General features: G+C 46.8%; 12 protein-coding genes and 1 pseudogene. 8 read left to right on the top strand and 5 right to left on the bottom strand.

Annotated elements, in window-relative coordinates:
* Positions 1 to 5 precede the first annotated feature (5 nt).
* The 3 genes and pseudogenes from AC13FX_RS03440 to AC13FX_RS03430 form a co-directional block, all read left to right on the top strand.
* Positions 6 to 977 (top strand): annotated as a pseudogene (locus tag AC13FX_RS03440) (DUF5107 domain-containing protein); the annotation flags it as partial.
* A 7-nt stretch (positions 978 to 984) separates the two neighbouring features.
* Positions 985 to 2,142, top strand: a complete 1,158-nt coding sequence (locus AC13FX_RS03435) for a galactokinase (protein WP_482879061.1) — start codon at positions 985 to 987, stop codon at positions 2,140 to 2,142.
* Positions 2,143 to 2,163: 21 nt separating this feature from the next.
* A complete protein-coding gene (locus AC13FX_RS03430; protein ID WP_482879060.1) occupies positions 2,164 to 3,210 on the top strand; it encodes a UDP-glucose--hexose-1-phosphate uridylyltransferase in 1,047 nt (348 codons plus the stop codon).
* Positions 3,211 to 3,783: 573 nt separating this feature from the next.
* Here the strand turns inward: AC13FX_RS03430 and AC13FX_RS03425 are convergent.
* The gene (locus AC13FX_RS03425) at positions 3,784 to 5,415 is read right to left on the bottom strand and encodes a sodium/sugar symporter (protein WP_482879059.1); all 1,632 of its coding nucleotides are present in this window, start codon (positions 5,413 to 5,415) and stop codon (positions 3,784 to 3,786) included.
* A gap of 232 nt (positions 5,416 to 5,647) precedes the next feature.
* On the opposite strand from AC13FX_RS03425, the gene AC13FX_RS03420 reads away from it, so the two are divergent.
* Positions 5,648 to 5,899 (top strand): hypothetical protein, encoded by a 252-nt coding sequence (locus AC13FX_RS03420; RefSeq protein ID WP_290878001.1) that lies wholly within the window; start codon positions 5,648 to 5,650, stop codon positions 5,897 to 5,899.
* Positions 5,900 to 5,921: 22 nt separating this feature from the next.
* On the opposite strand, the gene AC13FX_RS03415 is transcribed toward AC13FX_RS03420, so the two are convergent.
* Positions 5,922 to 6,665, bottom strand: coding sequence for a lysophospholipid acyltransferase family protein (locus tag AC13FX_RS03415; RefSeq protein WP_482879058.1), 744 nt, complete (start codon positions 6,663 to 6,665; stop codon positions 5,922 to 5,924).
* A gap of 854 nt (positions 6,666 to 7,519) precedes the next feature.
* Here AC13FX_RS03415 and AC13FX_RS03410 point away from each other — a divergent pair.
* The gene (locus AC13FX_RS03410) at positions 7,520 to 8,482 is read left to right on the top strand and encodes a YheT family hydrolase (protein WP_482879057.1); all 963 of its coding nucleotides are present in this window, start codon (positions 7,520 to 7,522) and stop codon (positions 8,480 to 8,482) included.
* A 20-nt stretch (positions 8,483 to 8,502) separates the two neighbouring features.
* Here AC13FX_RS03410 and AC13FX_RS03405 read toward each other — a convergent pair whose 3' ends face one another.
* Together AC13FX_RS03405 and AC13FX_RS03400 are read right to left on the bottom strand one after the other, a co-directional pair.
* Positions 8,503 to 10,719: a patatin-like phospholipase family protein gene (locus tag AC13FX_RS03405; RefSeq protein ID WP_482879056.1), complete on the bottom strand. Its 2,217-nt coding sequence runs from the start codon at positions 10,717 to 10,719 to the stop codon at positions 8,503 to 8,505.
* Between the two features lie 85 nt (positions 10,720 to 10,804).
* A complete protein-coding gene (locus AC13FX_RS03400) occupies positions 10,805 to 11,572 on the bottom strand; it encodes a DUF481 domain-containing protein (protein WP_482879055.1) in 768 nt (255 codons plus the stop codon).
* Positions 11,573 to 11,733: 161 nt separating this feature from the next.
* Between AC13FX_RS03400 and AC13FX_RS03395 the strand changes: the two genes are divergently transcribed.
* The 3 genes from AC13FX_RS03395 to AC13FX_RS03385 all read left to right on the top strand — a co-directional run bounded on the left by AC13FX_RS03395 (position 11,734) and on the right by AC13FX_RS03385 (position 17,282).
* Positions 11,734 to 12,702 (top strand): YpdA family putative bacillithiol disulfide reductase, encoded by a 969-nt coding sequence (locus AC13FX_RS03395; protein ID WP_482879054.1) that lies wholly within the window; start codon positions 11,734 to 11,736, stop codon positions 12,700 to 12,702.
* A gap of 263 nt (positions 12,703 to 12,965) precedes the next feature.
* Positions 12,966 to 13,922: a malate dehydrogenase gene (mdh, locus tag AC13FX_RS03390; protein ID WP_482879053.1), complete on the top strand. Its 957-nt coding sequence runs from the start codon at positions 12,966 to 12,968 to the stop codon at positions 13,920 to 13,922.
* A 1,515-nt stretch (positions 13,923 to 15,437) separates the two neighbouring features.
* Positions 15,438 to 17,282 carry a Xaa-Pro dipeptidyl-peptidase gene (locus tag AC13FX_RS03385; RefSeq protein WP_482879052.1) on the top strand — a complete coding sequence of 615 codons (1,845 nt, stop codon included), beginning with the start codon at positions 15,438 to 15,440 and terminating at the stop codon, positions 17,280 to 17,282.
* 302 nt (positions 17,283 to 17,584) lie between these two features.
* Here AC13FX_RS03385 and AC13FX_RS03380 read toward each other — a convergent pair whose 3' ends face one another.
* Positions 17,585 to 17,968: an endonuclease domain-containing protein gene (locus AC13FX_RS03380; protein ID WP_482879051.1), complete on the bottom strand. Its 384-nt coding sequence runs from the start codon at positions 17,966 to 17,968 to the stop codon at positions 17,585 to 17,587.
* Positions 17,969 to 18,094 lie beyond the last annotated feature (126 nt).

The raw sequence follows: 18,094 nt of genomic DNA, 5'->3' as shown, positions 1-18,094 counted from the left end.
GAACTGAAATGGAAGAAACCGAGATCAAAAAAAAAGCAAAAAAGGAATGGAAGGAGTTAGTTCTCGAAAATGAGAAGCTTAGGATCATTTTGCTTCCGGAACTGGGAGGTAAAATGACCAGCCTTGAGAACAAGGATACCGGAACTCAGTTTCTTAAACAATATGTGGAGAGTGAAGGAGAACTGAAGCCGCCAAGCTTGGGCTTCGACTTCAAGCCTCCATATGCCTATGGCTTCGATGAATGTTTTCCAACGGTAGCACCTTCAAGTTATCTGTTCAACGAACGGGTGATACACTGGCCGGATCACGGTGAGCTTTGGACTCAGGAATGGAACTTTGAGCTGGAAGAAGATCGTGTTGTATTGAAAGCCTCAGGGGTGAACCTGCTGTATGAGTTTGAGAAAGAGATCCAACTGAAAGAAAACCAAATTCAGATCAGCTATCGGGTTAAAAATACCTCCTATCGCGCATTTGATTATATATGGTCATCCCATCCATTACTGGAAATAGATGATCAGGATGAATTACTGATCGATGAAAAAGTTGACAGGGTCTCCATTCATGAAACCAATGAAGAAGGTCAGATCAGAAAAAAAGAAACGGGTTGGCCGTATGTGTCAGGAGATAAAACAGATTACTCGATCGTACAGGCTGAGACGAGTGATCACGCCATGAAGTTGTTTGCTGAACAGGTAGAAAAAGGCAGAGCCGGACTTTACAGAAAACAAACTGATGAAACGATCTTGTTTGAGTTTGATACTGAGAGAACCCCACATCTTGGCATCTGGCTGTGTTATGGTGGCTGGCCCGAGGATGCAGAAACCGGGAGTTATACGGTAGCCCTTGAGCCTGCAACCGCTTCATTTGATAAGCTATCTGATGCCATTGACAACGCAGAACATAAAGTAATTAAACCGGGTGAATGCCATACCTGGAATATGTCTTTAGAAATTTTAAGTGGTAAGGCCGAAATTTAGGGATCTGATGACAGAGTTAGAAAAGAAGATTTATGACCAATTCCTTTCAAAATATAACCGGGAACCATTGATGATAAACTCTCCCGGCAGGGTCAACCTGATGGGGGATCACACCGATTATAACGATGGTTTTGTGCTGCCGGCGGCCATTGACAAGGTGATCGTGCTTGGAATTGGAACGAATAAACTCGGTAAGATCCGGGCGTTTTCTGCCGATATGAATGAATCGGTCGTACTTGATCTGAACGATCTTCATAAAAGTGATAAGCATTGGGCTAATTACATAAAAGGTGTGGCTGTTGAACTTCAAAAAAAGAAGTTCAAGCTGAAAGGTTTTGATGTGGTCTTTGGCGGAAATATCCCGATCGGAGCCGGGTTGTCATCATCAGCAGCTTTGGAGGGGGCATTGACCATCGGGCTGGATAAGTTATTTAAGCTTAAAATGGACAGGAAGGAGATGGCGCGCATTGGCCAGCTGACCGAACACAATCATGTGGGGGTCAATTGCGGCATCATGGATCAGTTCATAAACCTGCACGGCGAACCTGATAAAGCACTGAAGCTGGATTGCAGAAGCCTTGAGTATGAGCTCTACCCTTTTCATCAGGAAGACATCAAGATCGTTTTGTGTAACTCAAAAGTGAGTCATAATCTGGCTGATTCAGAATATAATGTGAGGCGATCACAGTGTGAACAGGGAGTCAGGTATCTTAGAGAATTCGATCCAACCATAGAGAACCTCAGGGACCTGAAATTGGAATTGCTACTCGAACATCAGGCAAAGATGGATCCGGTAGTTTTCAAACGGTGTAAGTTTGTTCTAGAGGAAAATGAAAGGGTCCATAAAGCCTGTGATGACCTAAGCAATAATGACCTGCGATCTTTTGGCCGGCGTATGTTTGAATCACATAAAGGTTTAAGTGAGGAATATGAGGTCAGCTGTGAAGAACTCGATATCCTGGTTGAGCTAGCCAGGGAACAGGAAGGCCTGCTGGGGTGCCGCATGATGGGCGGTGGATTCGGAGGCTGTACGATAAACCTTGTAGAAAATGATCAGGTAAAACCTTTTACCGAGTACATCTCCAGGGCATACAAAAAAAGAACAGGAATTGACGCAGAGATCTATGTCACCACGATCAATGGTGGGGCTCATATCATAGATTGAATAGCAGAAAAGGAGTAACCCATGAAGCTGGATTTCACTAAACATCCGCACCGAAGATTGAATCTATTGACCGGGGAATGGGTACAGGTTTCTCCCCACCGTACGAAACGGCCCTGGCAGGGACAGGAAGAGGAGTCGGCTCAGGAAAAAAAGCCCGAATACGATCCGAACTGTTATCTCTGTCCCGGTAACGACCGAGCGGGGGAGGCCAAAAACCCGGAGTACACCTCCACTTTTTCGTTCGTGAATGATTTCAGTGCGCTGCTGCCGGATACATCGGATCAGGAAGTCAATGACAGCGACCTGCTGATCGCCAAAGGGGAACGCGGGATCTGTAAAGTGATCTGCTTTTCACCCCGGCACGACCTGACCCTTGCCGAAATGGAGCTGCCCCAAATTGAAGAGGTGGTTGATCTGTGGGTGAAGGAATACAAGGAGCTGGGCGAAAAGGAATTCATCAATTACGTTCAGATCTTTGAAAACCGGGGTGAGGTCATGGGAAGCAGTAACCCACACCCGCACGGACAGATCTGGGCACAGGAGACCATCCCGGAAGAGCCGGCCAAAGAGATGCGGCAGTTTGAGGCTCATTACAAAAAGCACGGTAAGACCCTGCTCAGTGATTATCTGGATCTGGAGCTGAAGCGAAAAGAACGATTGGTGGTAGAAAATGATCATTTTGCCGTGATGGTTCCGTTCTGGGCATTCTGGCCCTTTGAGACCCTGCTGATCAGTAAGCGCCCCTTTGCCCGGTTTATGGATATGTCAGAAGATGAGAAAAAAGCCCTGGCCGATATCGTGAAGAAGATCACAGTGAAGTACGATAATGTCTTCAAGGTCTCCTTCCCCTATTCCGCCGGTTTCCATCCGGCGCCAACCGATGGAAAAGAACATCCTGAATGGCATTTTCATATGCATTTCTACCCGCCACTGCTCAGATCTGCCACCATCAAGAAATTCAGGGTAGGCTATGAGATGCTAGCCAATTCACAGCGGGATGTAACGGCCGAGTTCAGTGCCCAATGGCTGCGGGACCTGCCCGATGTGCATTATAAAAAACGTGCGTGAAGTTAGATAAACCATCGTCCCAAAAAACGATTCAAAACACAATTACCCCCCGGTAGAGACGCGATGCATCGCGTCTCTACCGGGGGGTAATTGGTTTATTATTAACTGAAATGGTAATCCATCTGACAGATCACCTATCTGATGGATGGGTTTGAATCGTTACCATGATGGATATTATCAGATCAAAAAAACCGATACACCAACCAAAGCCACAGCAATTTAAGCCATTTATGCAGAATAAAAGGCGTCCCCTTACCCTATGGCGTTAAACATAGATTACAAATTTGCCTTCGATGTGCCATAGGGCAAGGGACAGGGATTGGGTTAGAAAAACGGGCAACGAAGTAGGAATAGGGAAGATCCTTCTCCGCCAGCCAGCGGATCAGGATGACTCCATTATTTGACCCGGTTTATCGATTCAGGGAGATTGCTTCGTTGTTTGACCCCATAATCCAAGGTTAAACAGAATTCCGCCTCGCAATGACCGCTTGGGATTAACATCCCCAAAAAAAACGGCCAGACGGGTTTGGTGCCATCTGACCGCTGTTTAATTCTTACTTACCAAATATGATCTTACCAGAACATCGCGTAAAGAGCCGTGGTAATGATCAGGATCACGTAAGCCCCGATATTAAAGGCAGGGCTGGTTTTGAATGTCTCTGAGGTCGTGTGGATCGCTTTCGGGTCTTCATCATCCGGATTGGTTGTGAGACTGACTCCGGCAATGATCACAACCGTTAGGATCATGGTGTAATACATTTGCGTGAGGAAGGGTAATTCAAGCGAAGGTACCTTCAAAAGCAAGGCGATCACAATAGATGACAGTACCCCATAAATAGCCCCTTTGGTGGTTGTCTTCTTCCAGAATAGTCCCATGATGAATACCGCCAGTATACCCGGACTTACCACACCGGTATATTCCTGAATGAACTGGAATACCTGGGGAACATCCTCAAGCAGCGGGGCGATCAGAACAGCGGTAACCAGGGCAACAGACGCTGTAATTCGGCCCATATTCACCGTTTGTTTGTCAGAAGCATTCTTATTGATATAGGGCCGGTAGATATCCATGGTAAAGATGGTAGCCACGGAATTCAGCATGGAGGCAAGTGATGAAACAATGGCAGCAGCCAGGGCAGCAACCACAAGTCCCTTAAAGCCCGGTGAAAGGAAGACACTGATGAGCCATGGATAAGCATTATCATATTCCACACTTCCATCAGGGTTGGTGAATACGCTAAGTACGCCGGGGATCTGCGTGGTGCCTTCAGGTTGAGTGTAAAGCACATACACGATGATGCCCGGTATCACAACGATAAGCGGGATCAGTAACTTCAGGAAAGCAGCAAAGATGATCCCTTTTTGTGATTCCTTAAGTGATTTAGCGGCAAGCGTACGTTGAATGATATACTGATTGAATCCCCAGTAGTACAGGTTGGCAACCCACATCCCCCCGATCAGAACGGCAATGCCGGGCAGGTTATCGAATTCAGGGTTAGACCGTTCCAGGATCATGGTGAACTTATCGCCGGCGGTATCATACAGGTGAGCCATTCCATTTAAAATGCCACCCTCCGGGGTGATATTGTAAAGTGCGGCAAAGGTGGTTACAAAACCTCCAAGAACCAGCAATCCAACCTGCAGAACATCGGTCCAGGCTACGGCAGAAAGTCCCCCGTAAAGGGAGTAGGCAGCAGCGATCAGGGCAAGTCCGATCAGGGCATAGATGACCAGGCTGCCGTCACCGGTTCCCATGATGGTATCAAGGGCTTTGGCCCCGAGGAACATAACGGTGGTCAGGTTCACAAAAACGAACAGAGCGATCCAGAAAACAGCCAGGATGGTCTTCAGTGTGGTGTTATAACGATGCTCAATGAATTCAGGGATCGTATAGAGTTTCTTTTCGATAAAAATGGGCAACAGGTATTTACCGACTATGATCAGGGTGATGGCCGCCATCCATTCGTAGGAAGCAATGGCCAGGCCAACCGCAAAACCGGAACCCGACATTCCTATGATCTGCTCGGCAGAGATATTGGCAGCAATGAGTGAGGCACCAATGGCCCACCAGGGTAATGACTTACCGGCAAGAAAATAATCCTCTGCATTCTTTTGGTGCCCTTCCTTATCTCTTGATACCCACAAACCTATTCCGATGATCAAAGCACAGTAGGCTACGAAAACTACAATATCAATTGGTGTCATAATCCCTGATTTATTAGAAAAAAGATTCAAGCCAAATGTAAACCGATGTAATCAAAATTGCTTAGTCTAATTTCAATAATTATGTCAAGAATGAATGCTATTGGATGAGTCTATATCAAAAAATATGCTAAGGAACGGAATATATTATAATTTGATTCAGTACTTTATATAATAATTTATGATAATCACTATTTTAATAATTAAGATTATTGGTTAACAAAATAATTCAGTTATGGATATTAAATTTGTAAAGCGTTCGAATGTTAAATCTTCCAAGAAGAGAACTTCAAAATTCAAGCCGCTTCTGGAAGCTATTGAAAAGCTCAAGCCCGGTGGTCAGGCTGTTGAAGTGAGTTACACCAATGAGAAGAATATCAATTCCATGCGTACAGCTGTCTATCAGTTTGGTAAGCAAAATGATTTTAAGGTGAAGAGCCGAAGAGACGCTGATAATAAGAAGATCTACTTCTATCGCGATAAATAAGTAATAAAGAAGTTGGTAGGCTTTACTCTTCTACGTTGGCCCATTGCAGATAACGACCTCTGAGCTCTGCAATGTGTTCATCAATGGTATCTTTTTCCCAGTCTGAGGTATCAACAGGTGGGTAAATGTGTGCCTTGATATCGCCACTTTTCGATAGCAGTGAGCCGCCCAGGCTCAGCTCCTGATTTCCATCAAAATAAATGGGTACGATGGGGTAATTCAGGTCTATTGCCATGTGAAAGGCACCCTTCTTGAATGGCCCGATGATACCGGGATGTTTACGGGAGCCTTCAGGGGCCACCATGATCGAAAGGTTATCACGTTTAACCCGGTCATAGGTATTCTGAAGCTTTGCTACTGCCTTCTTGCTTTTCTTTCGCTGAATGAAAACCTGTCCGGTCAGGTGACCTACAATAAAAAAGAGAGGATTGTACTGCAGTTCCCATTTTGCCACAAAGCGAATGCCCGGCAATCCCAGTGCGATCATGGTAACCAGGTCGAGAGTTGAACTGTGGTTGATGGTATAAATGACCGGGCGCTCAACCGGTTCACCATGCTGAATGACCTCAAAGTTAATACCAAGGGTCCAAAGAACGGGGTATGCAATAAATGGCCCAAAATTTTCAACCACGAAGTTTGTCGCCTTGCCCAATGTCAGGATCAGTAATATCATGATCATGGGAGTGGAAATGGCAAACATGAAAAAGAACACGATGATCGCGAGGATGCTTCGGAGGTACTCGATGGGGGTAAGGGATGTAGCCATTTAGATTGGTTGAATTTTTTTGCTGAATATAGCAGAAGCGAAGCACCTCTGAAAATGCATAATGGTATGAGTGGCAAATACTCGATAGATATGAACAAGTACTGTAGTGGGGAATGGGCAGGGGATCTAGGATGGTGGGTTAGTGGTATGATGAGATTGGAGACCGGGTCGGGTATTAATTGAATGACCGATGGATCGATCTGTGATAGACCGAACGACCGATGTTGAGCTGGCTCATCCCGTAGGGATGTTATGTTAATAGCCCCGGGATAAATCCCGGGGATAGCAAGTAAACCTAAAGAACCTCCGCCCGGTTGGTGGGATAATTTATGAGGCGTTTCGGAGGTTGGGCTACCCGCTCGATTATGGAACCTATAGGTGTCTTACCCACCCCTATGGACCGGGAGGTCCGGGAATGCATTCCCAACAAAAAATTGGGAATGAGCAAAAACAAGGGATGTTGGAAACGAGTTCTAATCCCGTAGGGGCAATTCATGAATTGCCCCTACGGGATTGGAATTGGTGCAGGATGATGAAATGAGATATATATGAATGACCGATGGACCGATCTGTGATGGACCGAACGACCGATGTTGAGCTGGCTCATCCCTTAGGGATGATATGTTAATAGCCCCGGGATTTATCCCGGGGATAGAGAGTCAACACAAAGAACCTCCGCCCGGTTGGTGGGATAATTTATGAGGCGCTTCGGAGGTTGGGCTACCCGCTCGATTATGGAACCTATAGGTGTCTTACCCACCCCTGTGGTCCGGGCATGCATTCCCCACCGGCGGTTGGGAACGAGCAAAAATGTATAATGGAATGAATGATAAAAACTCGATAGCTTTACCCGGATGGATAAGGAAAGAAAAGATACTATGAATGGATTTGAACCATTTGAATCGGTTTGGTGGGCATGGAATACGCACGTGCATACCATAGTGGCATCACAATTCTCAAAGGTTCAAAAGCCTCCACATGAACGAATAGAGATCCCAACCCCTGATGAGGATTTTCTGGAGGTGGATGTTTGTGAGTTTTCATCCGAAAAACCTGTGGTGGCTTTATTCCATGGTCTGGAAGGATCTACAGACAGGCATTACATCGCCAATTTGATGAGTGAACTCAGGGAGGCCGGTTTTCCATCGGTGGCATTGAATTTCAGGGGATGCGGCAGCCGGCTCAACAAACAACCCCGTTTCTACCACTCCGGGGCTACGGATGATTACCGCACGCTATTCAACTGGATCAGCCAGCGGTTCCCCGAAAAAGACATTTATGCTGTGGGATATTCTCTGGGCGCCAATGCTTTGGTGAAATATCTGGGTGAAGAGGGCAACCAAAGCCTGGTTAAGCGAGCTGTGGCGGTGTCACCACCATACGATCTCAAAGAAGGGTCGTTGCGCATGCAGCAGGGCATCAATAAGCTTTATGAGAAGCGGTTCCTGATCACTCTGGCCGACAAACTGGAAAAGAAAAGACAATCGTATCCGGATATGCCCATCTTCAGGGGGAATTCGATCTATGAATTTGACGACCAGGTGACGGCCGTTTTGCATGGATTTTCCGGAGCCGATGATTATTATTTCAGGTGCTCCAGCAGGCATTTTTATGGAGAAGTTAAGGCAGACCTCCTGGTCGTTCATAGTAAAATGGATACCCTGTGTCCTATTGAATTTGCCCCTCAAAAGACCATCGGGGAAAACAAAGCCATTCAAACTCTATTTACCGAAGAAGGCGGGCACGTAGGTTTCCTTAGTTCACCATCAGGATGGCTGTACCGGGTGATACTGAACTGGTTTGATACCGGTCACTGAACCACCTCGTTCCACAAGGTTCAAAAATGATGACCTACGTTTATCTTCAGTGAATAGGGCCCATTTCCGTCTTTGGTCATCAGGGTCACTTCCACCGGACCGATCAGTGTCACTAACCCGGCTGAAAGGCCAAAACCATGCTCAAATTCAGAAAATGGAATATCCCAGGTCCATTGGTCCCGCAGATCTGAGGCATTCCATTTGAGCTGCATAAAACCATTATCCCTGAACTGATACTGTAAGCCGGCCTCCAGAGATTTCAGGTTATCTCCCCTGAGCTCGTGAACATTATAGCCCAGTAAAGGATACTGATGCTCACGCCTGACATAATTGGGAAAGGCACCCCCACTATAAAATTGGTAATGCAGAGGCAGTTCTACCTTGTTCTGGAAGGTACCGCCAGCGGTGACCCTGCTCAAAAAAGTCACCTTTTCATGCAGTGGAATTCGGGACACCCAATTGAGGATATGCTGAACAAAAGTGATTCCGCTTCCCCAGTAGGTATTCGATAATTCAGTTTGAATGAAAAGGTTATGTCCGGATGTGGGAAAATAGGATTGGTTAAAGGTATTTAGATATAAAGAGCCGTGAGCCGACAATATTCTGTCCACATTATTGAATAGAAGAGTCTCTCCGACAGCCTGATCGATGTTATAGAACTCTGTCTTGGCTCCGGCTGACAGGGAAGCATTACGGAATGCTCTGATCCAGGTCTTCACATTAAAGGAAAGTGATTCAATATTGACGGATGAAGTGATCGAACTTCCATCAAAGATGTCAATGGGTACCCGAAAGCCATCGATCTTGAAGTTCAAGCCTGATTCGGGATACAAGGTATACGGAAGAGCATAGCTGGCAGTAAGCTCCAGTTGTTCTCCAAGACGAAGTTCACTCACTAATGCATCACCCTCGCTGAAGACCTTATTGAACATGCTGCTGAAAAGCAGAGAAGCCCTGTACTGACTGTCATATCGTGCCCCAAGGCCAAGCGTATTCTGCTGCACGGCAGAGATCGTAATGCTTAATATTGAACCCTCTGAATCCGGATCCGGTATAACCCGATAACTGAGGTCTTCAATATGACCTGAGGAATACATCAGGTCCATCTGTTCCGAGATCTTACTGACCGGTACGATCTGTCCTTCCTGTATGGTCAGTGAACTTCTGAGGCTGTTCCTCAGATATTCATCGGCTCCTTCAATGTCGATCCGGCTGATGGATATCTTATCCGGTACTTCAGAAAAAGTTCTATGGGCATGCCCCGAGTGTTTCTTTTGGATCTCTTTTAATTGTGGAAGTACAGCTCTGGCAGCTTTCTCACCTTCGGCAATGATCTCCCTGGCTTTATTGAAATCGAAGGTTGAATAGCTGTTCATATTCGGGCTGATCAACAGGTCGGATTCCTTCCTTTGTACTATGTTTGACTTCTCACGGCTAAAGCCAACCGACTGCACCATGATATCTATAAAAGACCGAAGGCTGTCGGCCGGAAGGATCGGCTCACTGACATCCGATGAGATCACATAAGTGGCTCCCAGTTTCCGCGCATCCGTAGCCGGAATATTCCGGATCACCCCGCCATCGATATAAAGTGAATCGTTCATGGATACAGGCTTAAAGACACTCGGAATGGCCGTGCTCGCACGAATGGCTTCCGGCAGATAACCGCTGTCCACCATGACGCCTTCTCCGGTCTCAAGGTTAGTGACCACGCAGGCAAAGGGGATGGGCAGTTCCCTGAAGTTTATGACCTCGTGGTATGGTAGGGTAAGCTGATTTAAGAGTAATGAGATCTTTTGCCCCTGAATAAGTCCGCGAGGCAGGCTTACGGTACCCTCCTCATAAGGAACCGAAAATATGAGTCGCTCATTGGTCTGATTTTGAAAGATGAACTGGTATTTTCTGGGCCTGGTTTCATTGAATAGCTCATTCCAGTCGGTATACAGGGCAATATCTTCAAGTTCATCCGTGCTGTAACCAATGGCATATAATCCGCCAACCACGGCGCCCATGCTGGTTCCGGCCACCACATCCACCTCAATACCGGCTTCTTCAAGAACCTTTAATACACCGATGTGAGCAAAACCCTTTGCTCCTCCGCCACTTAATGCCAGCCCGATCTTGAACTCTGTTGTTTTCTGGGACTGATCATCAATTTGGGCAAAAGTTGAAACAGGACAAAACAGCCCTCCAAAAACAAGTACACTAAGAATGGTCCATTTAGTTTTGAAACACATAATTATTAACTGGAAAATAGATTTTTTGGGTCGCTCCTGACTAAGTACGTAAGATAAAATGTAATGTTTTTAATGACACCAAAAGTTAAAATCGGATCAGGAAACCGTTACTTAATTCATACGTCAGGTTGGGGATGTCGATGATCGGGTTAGTATCATAGGAAGCCACAAAGTTGATGGAAACAGCCACTCGTTTACTAAGATCCATCTGAAGGCCGGATTCAAGTATGGACCGAGCCTTGAAGAACTCATCGGGCCTGGCCTGATAGTAACCGATCAGCTTGAATCTGGCAGTTTCGCTGAGTTTGCCCCGCAATGAGATATTGCTGGTACTCTTCAGGAATTCATTTTCGATGGAAGCCTGCTCATTTAGTTGCCATTCCTCATACTCAGCCATGAGCGCGGTCGAGATGCTGGCTTGCCATTTATCGGAGCGGTAAAAACGGTATTTGATACCGGCCCCGCCTAAGGCCCGGTTATTCAGCCCAAGATTATTATTGTACTGATATTGAATAAAGAGTTCGGGTGAGATCTTACCCTTTCTGGCAAAGGTGGATCGAAGATGAACATAGCCGCTGCTGATCAGAGAGTTACCATCCAGATTCACAAATTTCAGCTTGTTAAGTAGCATGTAGGCATGATCCTGAGAAAAATAGGAGAGGTTGGATTCATTCGTAAATTCAAAAACATCCTCATTATAGTGATTCAGCGAAAGGTCAAATTCCAGCTCTCCGTACCATCCGGTGGTGTCGGCATTGGTGCGTACGCTTTCAACATTTAAAAGCTGAGCATGAATAGAGGGGCTGAGTATCAGGAAGCCCAGTAGAAAGATGATGTTATAAAAATGATCCATTAGTGATGTGTGAAAAGTTAAAATTATAGATGCCGGTGATATACCATATCAATAATGCGACTGAATAGTTCCGTGCTTTCAGTGTTCTGATACTCAAACGATTCGTATCTTTGGGCTGTTGTTAGTGGTCACTTACTCAATCATCAAACCAAATTAAATTAATGGTCATTATAATTGGGGCAGGTCCTATTGGGCTTGCCACCGGAATCGCACTCAAGGAACGAAACATCCCATTCAAGATCATCGAGAGAGGTTGTTTAGTGAATTCCATCTTTCACTATCCCACCAATATGACCTTTTTCTCAACCTCTGATAAACTTGAGATCGGGAATATCCCCTTTATCTCGCATGGCTCAAAACCAACGCGGGTTGAGGCATTGGAGTATTATCGCAGGGTAGCTGAACATTATGAGCTGCCGGTAAACCTGTATGAGACCGTTGAAAGTATGGAAGGTGAAGACGGTAATTTTACCGTCAAGACGGATAAGGAAACCTATAAAGCGGACAAGGTGATCGTGGCCTCCGGCTTTTATGGAAAACCCAACATGATGGATGTGCCCGGAGAGGAGTTGCAAAAGGTGAAGCATTATTATGATGAACCGCATCCCTACGCCTGGCAGAAAGTACTGGTGGTTGGCGGCGGGAATTCTGCCGTGGATGCTGCCCTCGAATGCTGGAGAGGCGGGGCGGAAGTTAGCATGCTCCTGAAATATGATACCATCAAACCCACCGTGAAGTACTGGGTGAAACCTGATATCGAGAACCGGATCAAGAATGGTGAGATCCCGGCTTATTTCAATTCCAATGTGAAGGAGATCCGTGAGAAAGAAGTGGTATTGGACACCCCGGATGGTGAAGTAACCCTGGAAAACGACTTCGTGCTGGCCATGACAGGCTATCATCCCAACTACGACCTGATGGAAAGCCTGGGAATAGAGCTCACCGAAGATGAAAAATGCATGCCGGTCTATGATGAAAACAGCCTTGAGACCAAACGTAAAGGCGTGTATGTAGCCGGAGTGGTTTGCGGCGGTATGGACACCAGCAGCCTCTTTATCGAAAACTCCCGCATCCACGCCGAGCAGATCGCGGACCATGTTGAATATCGAATATCGAACAAGGAACACTGAATAATGAAGTGTACCCTGTTGACCACCACTTAACCTCATAACCTCGTTGTGTAGCTCTGCTGCGCAACGCCCACCTGAGGCTCTGCCTCACAGTATTCGGTTCCCCGTCCCCTGTCTTCCGTCCAAAATCTCTCAACACTCAACACTCAAAACTACCCCTCCGAGTTATTACAACTTTGAACATCTAAAATTCATATTTTTATTACACGTTTCGGGAAAGAATATTTTAGAACAATCAATGCTAACTTAAAAACACTAACACAATGAAAGTAACAGTTGTTGGAGCCGGAGGTAACGTTGGCTCAACCGTAGTAGACGCCCTTGCGCAGCGCGATATCTGCAAAGAGATCGTAGCCGTGGACATCGAGAAAAAGGACGGAGACAAAACATTTTACCCATCCAAAGGCCGCGGATTGGATCAGTGGGAATCTGCCCCCATCCACCTATTTGACACCCGCATCACCGGTACCGTTGATTATGCCGATACTGCCGGATCAGATGTTTGTGTGATCACAGCCGGTGTCCCACGCCGCCCGGGTATGAGCCGCGATGACCTGCTTGAGATCAACGCTAATATTGTGAGCAGTGTAAGTAAGGAATTAGCAAAACACTCACCCGACACCATCCTCATCGTGGTATCCAACCCGCTGGATGTGATGGTACAGGTTGCCAAGGAAGCCAGTGGACTTGCCTACGACAAGGTGATGGGCATGGCCGGTATCCTTGATACCGCTCGTTTCCGCGCCTTCATAGCCAGTGAGCTGGACGTATCTCCGAAAGATATTCAGGCCCTGCTGATGGGTGGTCATGGCGATACCATGGTGCCTTTGCCACGCTTCACCACACTATCCGGTATGCCGATCACGCACTTTATTGATGAAGATCGTCTGGATGAGATCGTGGACCGCGCCAAAAAAGGTGGCGGTGAGATCGTGGGACTTATGGGGACATCCGCATGGTATGCGCCCGGCGCAGCTGCTGCACAGATGGTAGAAGCTATCCTGCTCGATCAAAACCGTATTTTCCCGGTATGTGCACACATCGACGGGCAATATGGAATTGATGATCTTTACATCGGTGTTCCGGTCAAACTCGGAAAAGGCGGTGTAAAAGAAGTGATTGAGGTTGAATTAAACGAAAAAGAACAAGACCTTCTATCTGAATCAGCCAAAGCCGTTCGCGGTACTTTGGAGGACTTCAGAAAACTAATGAACAAGTAAACTAAATAAGCGAGGACTAAGGTTCTCACTACTTGCATTTTAATCCCTCACATGATCTTTCGTGTGAGGGATTTTTTTATTGGATACGTTTTCTTCCTCTCCTCACGATCCACTTCTCCGTTGTCATCCCTGTAGATGTCAGATAATTCAAGGACAATGTTAGTTAAGACGAAGGCCCTGAAGGGGTCACATATGAATAGCCCGGGGTAAAACCGCGTAAGCGGGTGCAACCCTGGGATATATCCCCGTACTAGCAATAACCCAAGCAACGAAAGGTGCCAAAATATCACATGGCTATCGCTGGGTTGGGGCAAGCGGGTACCAAAGCCCCTAAAAAGTTGGTTGCCCAAGCTTCGTTAAACGGTATAGACTAGATCACCTTTTGGGCGAAGCTTTGCGTATTTATATTTCATACCCCGGCCTGCTTCAATGCAACCGCATTTCATTGGCCGAGGCTATTCATATGTGCCCCCTTCAGGGTCGTACAAGAACATGTATAATATTCTGTCCTCGAATTACCTGACATCTACAAGGATGACAACTCTTTGATGGTAAATGAATCCAGTAAATCCAAGTTCAAATACACGGCACTTACTAATGGCTGTGATGGATTTACTATTTACCAGGCATAACAAGCGTCCTTCTCCTTGCGAAGGAGAAGACAGATGAGGTCGTGATCAGGCCAACCGGGTAGATTTGACCGAAGACCGGGGACAGATGACGGGGTAGAAGTCGATTTGGGCAACCAGCTACGAATAGGCAAGATCCTTCGGGCCCTCAGGATGACGCCCTTTTTTGGGTTTGTTTACATTGAATTAGCCTCACTTCGATATTCAATGTTCCTTGTTCAATGTTCGATATTCCCTCTGTCTCCCCTTGATCCCCGCCCAAGCGGGGAAACTCTATAGTGTCTGCTGATGTGAATACTACACTATGAAGTTAATACTTACTATTAGATTCCCGATTTCTATGGAATGACCTTCATTGCTACCAGGGCGTCCCCTTACCCTGCGGCGATGGATCTTAATACCCAGATTTTCTTCTACGAGCCGTAGGGCAAGGGACAGGGATTGGGTTGTGAATACGGGCAACCGGGTAGTTTTGACCGGGGACCGAAGACGGATGACGGGGTGGAAGGCGATATAGCCAACTAGGCAAGAATAGGCAAGATCCTTCGTTTCCTCAGGATGACCCCTAATTGGGTTAGGATGAATATTCATTGTTCAATATTCCACCGGAGGTCTCCCCTTGAGGGGAGAGGGTAAATCAGCCTGCTGATTTGACCGTGGGGTGTCCGGAGGTGGGTCCAGAAGCTTTTGCCCGATTCGAGTACCATCCGTCAGACCACTCAAAACTCAAAACTCAGCACTAAACACTAAACACTAAGCACTAAGCACTAAACACTAAACACTAAACACTAAACACTCAAAACTACCCCCAAACTTTCCCAAACAATATTCTCATTATCTGTTACTTTCCTGAAGGAAATAAAATAACACGAAATCATAGACCACCATGAGATCATTCCCCAAAACCACCCTTTGGCTAACCGCTTTAGCATTCATCTTCATCTCCGGAATCCCGGCGCAATTACAGGCACAGGATATTCAGGTACCCGTCATTGAAGACGGTCAGGCGCAGGTGATCCCGGAATTTGAGGACCCCGAAAACTGGATCCGGCACGACCTATGGGTGGAAACAGAATTTGATACCGATGGCAATGGCAAACCGGATCGCATGCATGTATCCGTAATGCGACCTCAACAGACCGAATCCGGGGACCTGCAGCTGCCGGTCATCTATGAGACCAGTCCCTATTATGCAGGCACCGCCCGACCACCCTATGATTTCTTCTGGAATGTGGAACATGAGATCGGGGAAGAACCACCGGTACGAATCGCAGGGCCTGAGGTTGAGCGACGCGGTGAACGACCGGTTATCTCCAACTCCCACCTCAAAACCTGGGTTCCCCGTGGCTTTATCGTGGTGCACTCCAGCTCACCCGGAACAGGTCTATCCCAGGGATCTCCCACAGTAGGCGGTGACAACGAATCGCTGGCTCCCAAGGCCGTCATTGATTGGTTGAACGGTCGCGCTAATGGATATACCACTCCTGATGGCAATGAAAAGGTGGAAGCCTATTGGACCACCGGTCAGGTTGGGATGACCGGAACATCCTACAATGGAACCCTGCCACTGGCAGCCGCCACCACCGGCGTGGAAGGATTGGAAGCTATCATTCCCGTAGCGCCGAACACCTCATACTATCACTACTACCGCTCCAATGGATTGGTTCGCTCGCCGGGTGGATATCTTGGGGAAGATGTGGATGTGCTCTTTGATTTCATTCACAGTGGGGCAGAAGAATATCGTGAGCACAATCGTAGTGTTTACAGAGACTCGATCATGGCAAATGGCATCGACCGTGTGACCGGCGACTACAATGAATTCTGGGCCGGCCGTGATTACCTGAATGACCTGGAGCCCCTTGAGGCCCCCGTGCTGATGGCCCATGCCTTCAATGACTGGAACGTGATGCCAGAACACAGTTATCGCATTTACAAAGCGCTTAAAGAAAAAGGAGTGCCAAGCATGATCTACTATCATCAGGGCGGACATGGCGGGCAACCTCCCATCTGGCTCATGAATATGTGGTTCACCCGGTATTTGTTTGATGTGGAGAACGGGGTTGAGGATCTGCCGCGATCATGGATCACCCGTGAAAATAACGAACGCGACCAGCCGACCTCCTACCCGGAATACCCGCACCCGGCAGCACAGGATGTGACCTTCTATATATCCGGTAATGCCCCTGAGCGAGGCACCCTTTCCACCCAAAAAACAGAGAATGCCGGCACAGAAACCTTCATGGATAATGTATCCTTTGATGGCACCGCTCTGGCCAAGGCTAAATGGACCAACCATCGCCTGATGTACGTGAGCGACCCTCTTTCCGATTCCCTGCATATTTCCGGCGTACCCTCTATCACGGTGAAGCTGGCGAGCAGCAAACCGGCAGCGAATCTATCCGTTTGGCTGGTAGCTCTGCCCTGGGAAGAAGGTCGTGGTGCACAGATCACCGATAATATCATCACCCGAGGCTGGGCCGATCCTCAAAACCATGAATCGCTGACCGAAAGCGAACCCCTGGAGCCCGGAAAATACTATACCATCACTTTCGATCTTCAGCCGGATGATCAGATCATCCCTCCGGGACAACAACTCGGCCTCATGATCTTCAGCAGTGATCAGGAATACACCCTCCACCCACAACCCGGCACCGAACTAACGATAGACCTGGATGGCACTATGCTGACCTTGCCCGTTGTTGGTGGAAAGACAGGGCTGAATTTTGAGTAAAATGGTTTGAACCGGGATGAGTGGGATTGCTAAGTCAAGTGACTGACACCCCTCGGTAAAATCAGTGAACTGATTTTACACTCCCCTCAAGGGGAGACCTCTGAGAGAATATCGAATATTGAACAAGGAATAATGAATTTCGAAGTGGGGGGGTAGAATCGTTTATCGATCCACTTCAATATTCAATGTTGAATATTCCTCTGTTCGATATTCCACCAGGGTCCTCCCTTGAGGGAGGTGCAGGGTTTTAGCTTGTTAAAACACGCGGAGGGTGTTAGTCACCATGGGCAAGGATGCATTATTCAACCGCATTCACTTTCCAACTCTTTAACTTTTCTGGATAGGATCTTTATAACTCCATTCAGATTATCCTTCACGTCTTTATCAGTGAAACGAAGAAACTTCACACCAAATGCTTCTAAACATTTCTGTCGTTGTTTATCCAGTTCAAACTTTTGAGGATTATCATGTGAACTTCCATCCACTTCTATAGCTAACATGATCTCATGACAATAAAAATCTACGACAAATTGGTCCATAGGTACTTGCCTGTGAAATTGAACCCCAAGTGCTCTTCCTTTTATCTGTTGCCATAAGAGTATTTCTGACAGGGTCATGTTTTTCCGCAAGGTTCTTGCGATAGACCTCAGCTCTTTTTTGTATGGGATGATCTTGTTTCTACTCATTCCACTCTCTCTTTTATTTAAAGTAAGAGGGAGTTTGAGTCGAATCCTTACAAAATAATTTCGACCTGTAATCTTTTGCCTCAAAAAAGACTGACACCCCTCGGTAAAATCAGTGAACTGATTTTA

The sequence above is a fragment of the Gracilimonas sp. B-17 genome (genome assembly GCF_056857935.1).
Note: the sequence above shows the minus strand (reverse complement) of the source record. Positions and strands in the feature narration are given on the sequence as shown.

Coding starts and splice junctions, on each gene's coding strand:
- AC13FX_RS03415 (WP_482879058.1), bottom strand. CDS start 6,665: ATGGCTACATCCCTTACCCCCATCGAGTACCTCCGAAGCATCCTCGCG.
- AC13FX_RS03380 (WP_482879051.1), bottom strand. CDS start 17,968: ATGAGTAGAAACAAGATCATCCCATACAAAAAAGAGCTGAGGTCTATC.
- AC13FX_RS03435 (WP_482879061.1), top strand. CDS start 985: ATGACAGAGTTAGAAAAGAAGATTTATGACCAATTCCTTTCAAAATAT.
- AC13FX_RS03395 (WP_482879054.1), top strand. CDS start 11,734: ATGGTCATTATAATTGGGGCAGGTCCTATTGGGCTTGCCACCGGAATC.
- AC13FX_RS03425 (WP_482879059.1), bottom strand. CDS start 5,415: ATGACACCAATTGATATTGTAGTTTTCGTAGCCTACTGTGCTTTGATC.
- mdh (WP_482879053.1), top strand. CDS start 12,966: ATGAAAGTAACAGTTGTTGGAGCCGGAGGTAACGTTGGCTCAACCGTA.
- AC13FX_RS03405 (WP_482879056.1), bottom strand. CDS start 10,719: ATGTGTTTCAAAACTAAATGGACCATTCTTAGTGTACTTGTTTTTGGA.
- AC13FX_RS03410 (WP_482879057.1), top strand. CDS start 7,520: ATGGATAAGGAAAGAAAAGATACTATGAATGGATTTGAACCATTTGAA.
- AC13FX_RS03430 (WP_482879060.1), top strand. CDS start 2,164: ATGAAGCTGGATTTCACTAAACATCCGCACCGAAGATTGAATCTATTG.
- AC13FX_RS03420 (WP_290878001.1), top strand. CDS start 5,648: ATGGATATTAAATTTGTAAAGCGTTCGAATGTTAAATCTTCCAAGAAG.
- AC13FX_RS03400 (WP_482879055.1), bottom strand. CDS start 11,572: ATGGATCATTTTTATAACATCATCTTTCTACTGGGCTTCCTGATACTC.
- AC13FX_RS03385 (WP_482879052.1), top strand. CDS start 15,438: ATGAGATCATTCCCCAAAACCACCCTTTGGCTAACCGCTTTAGCATTC.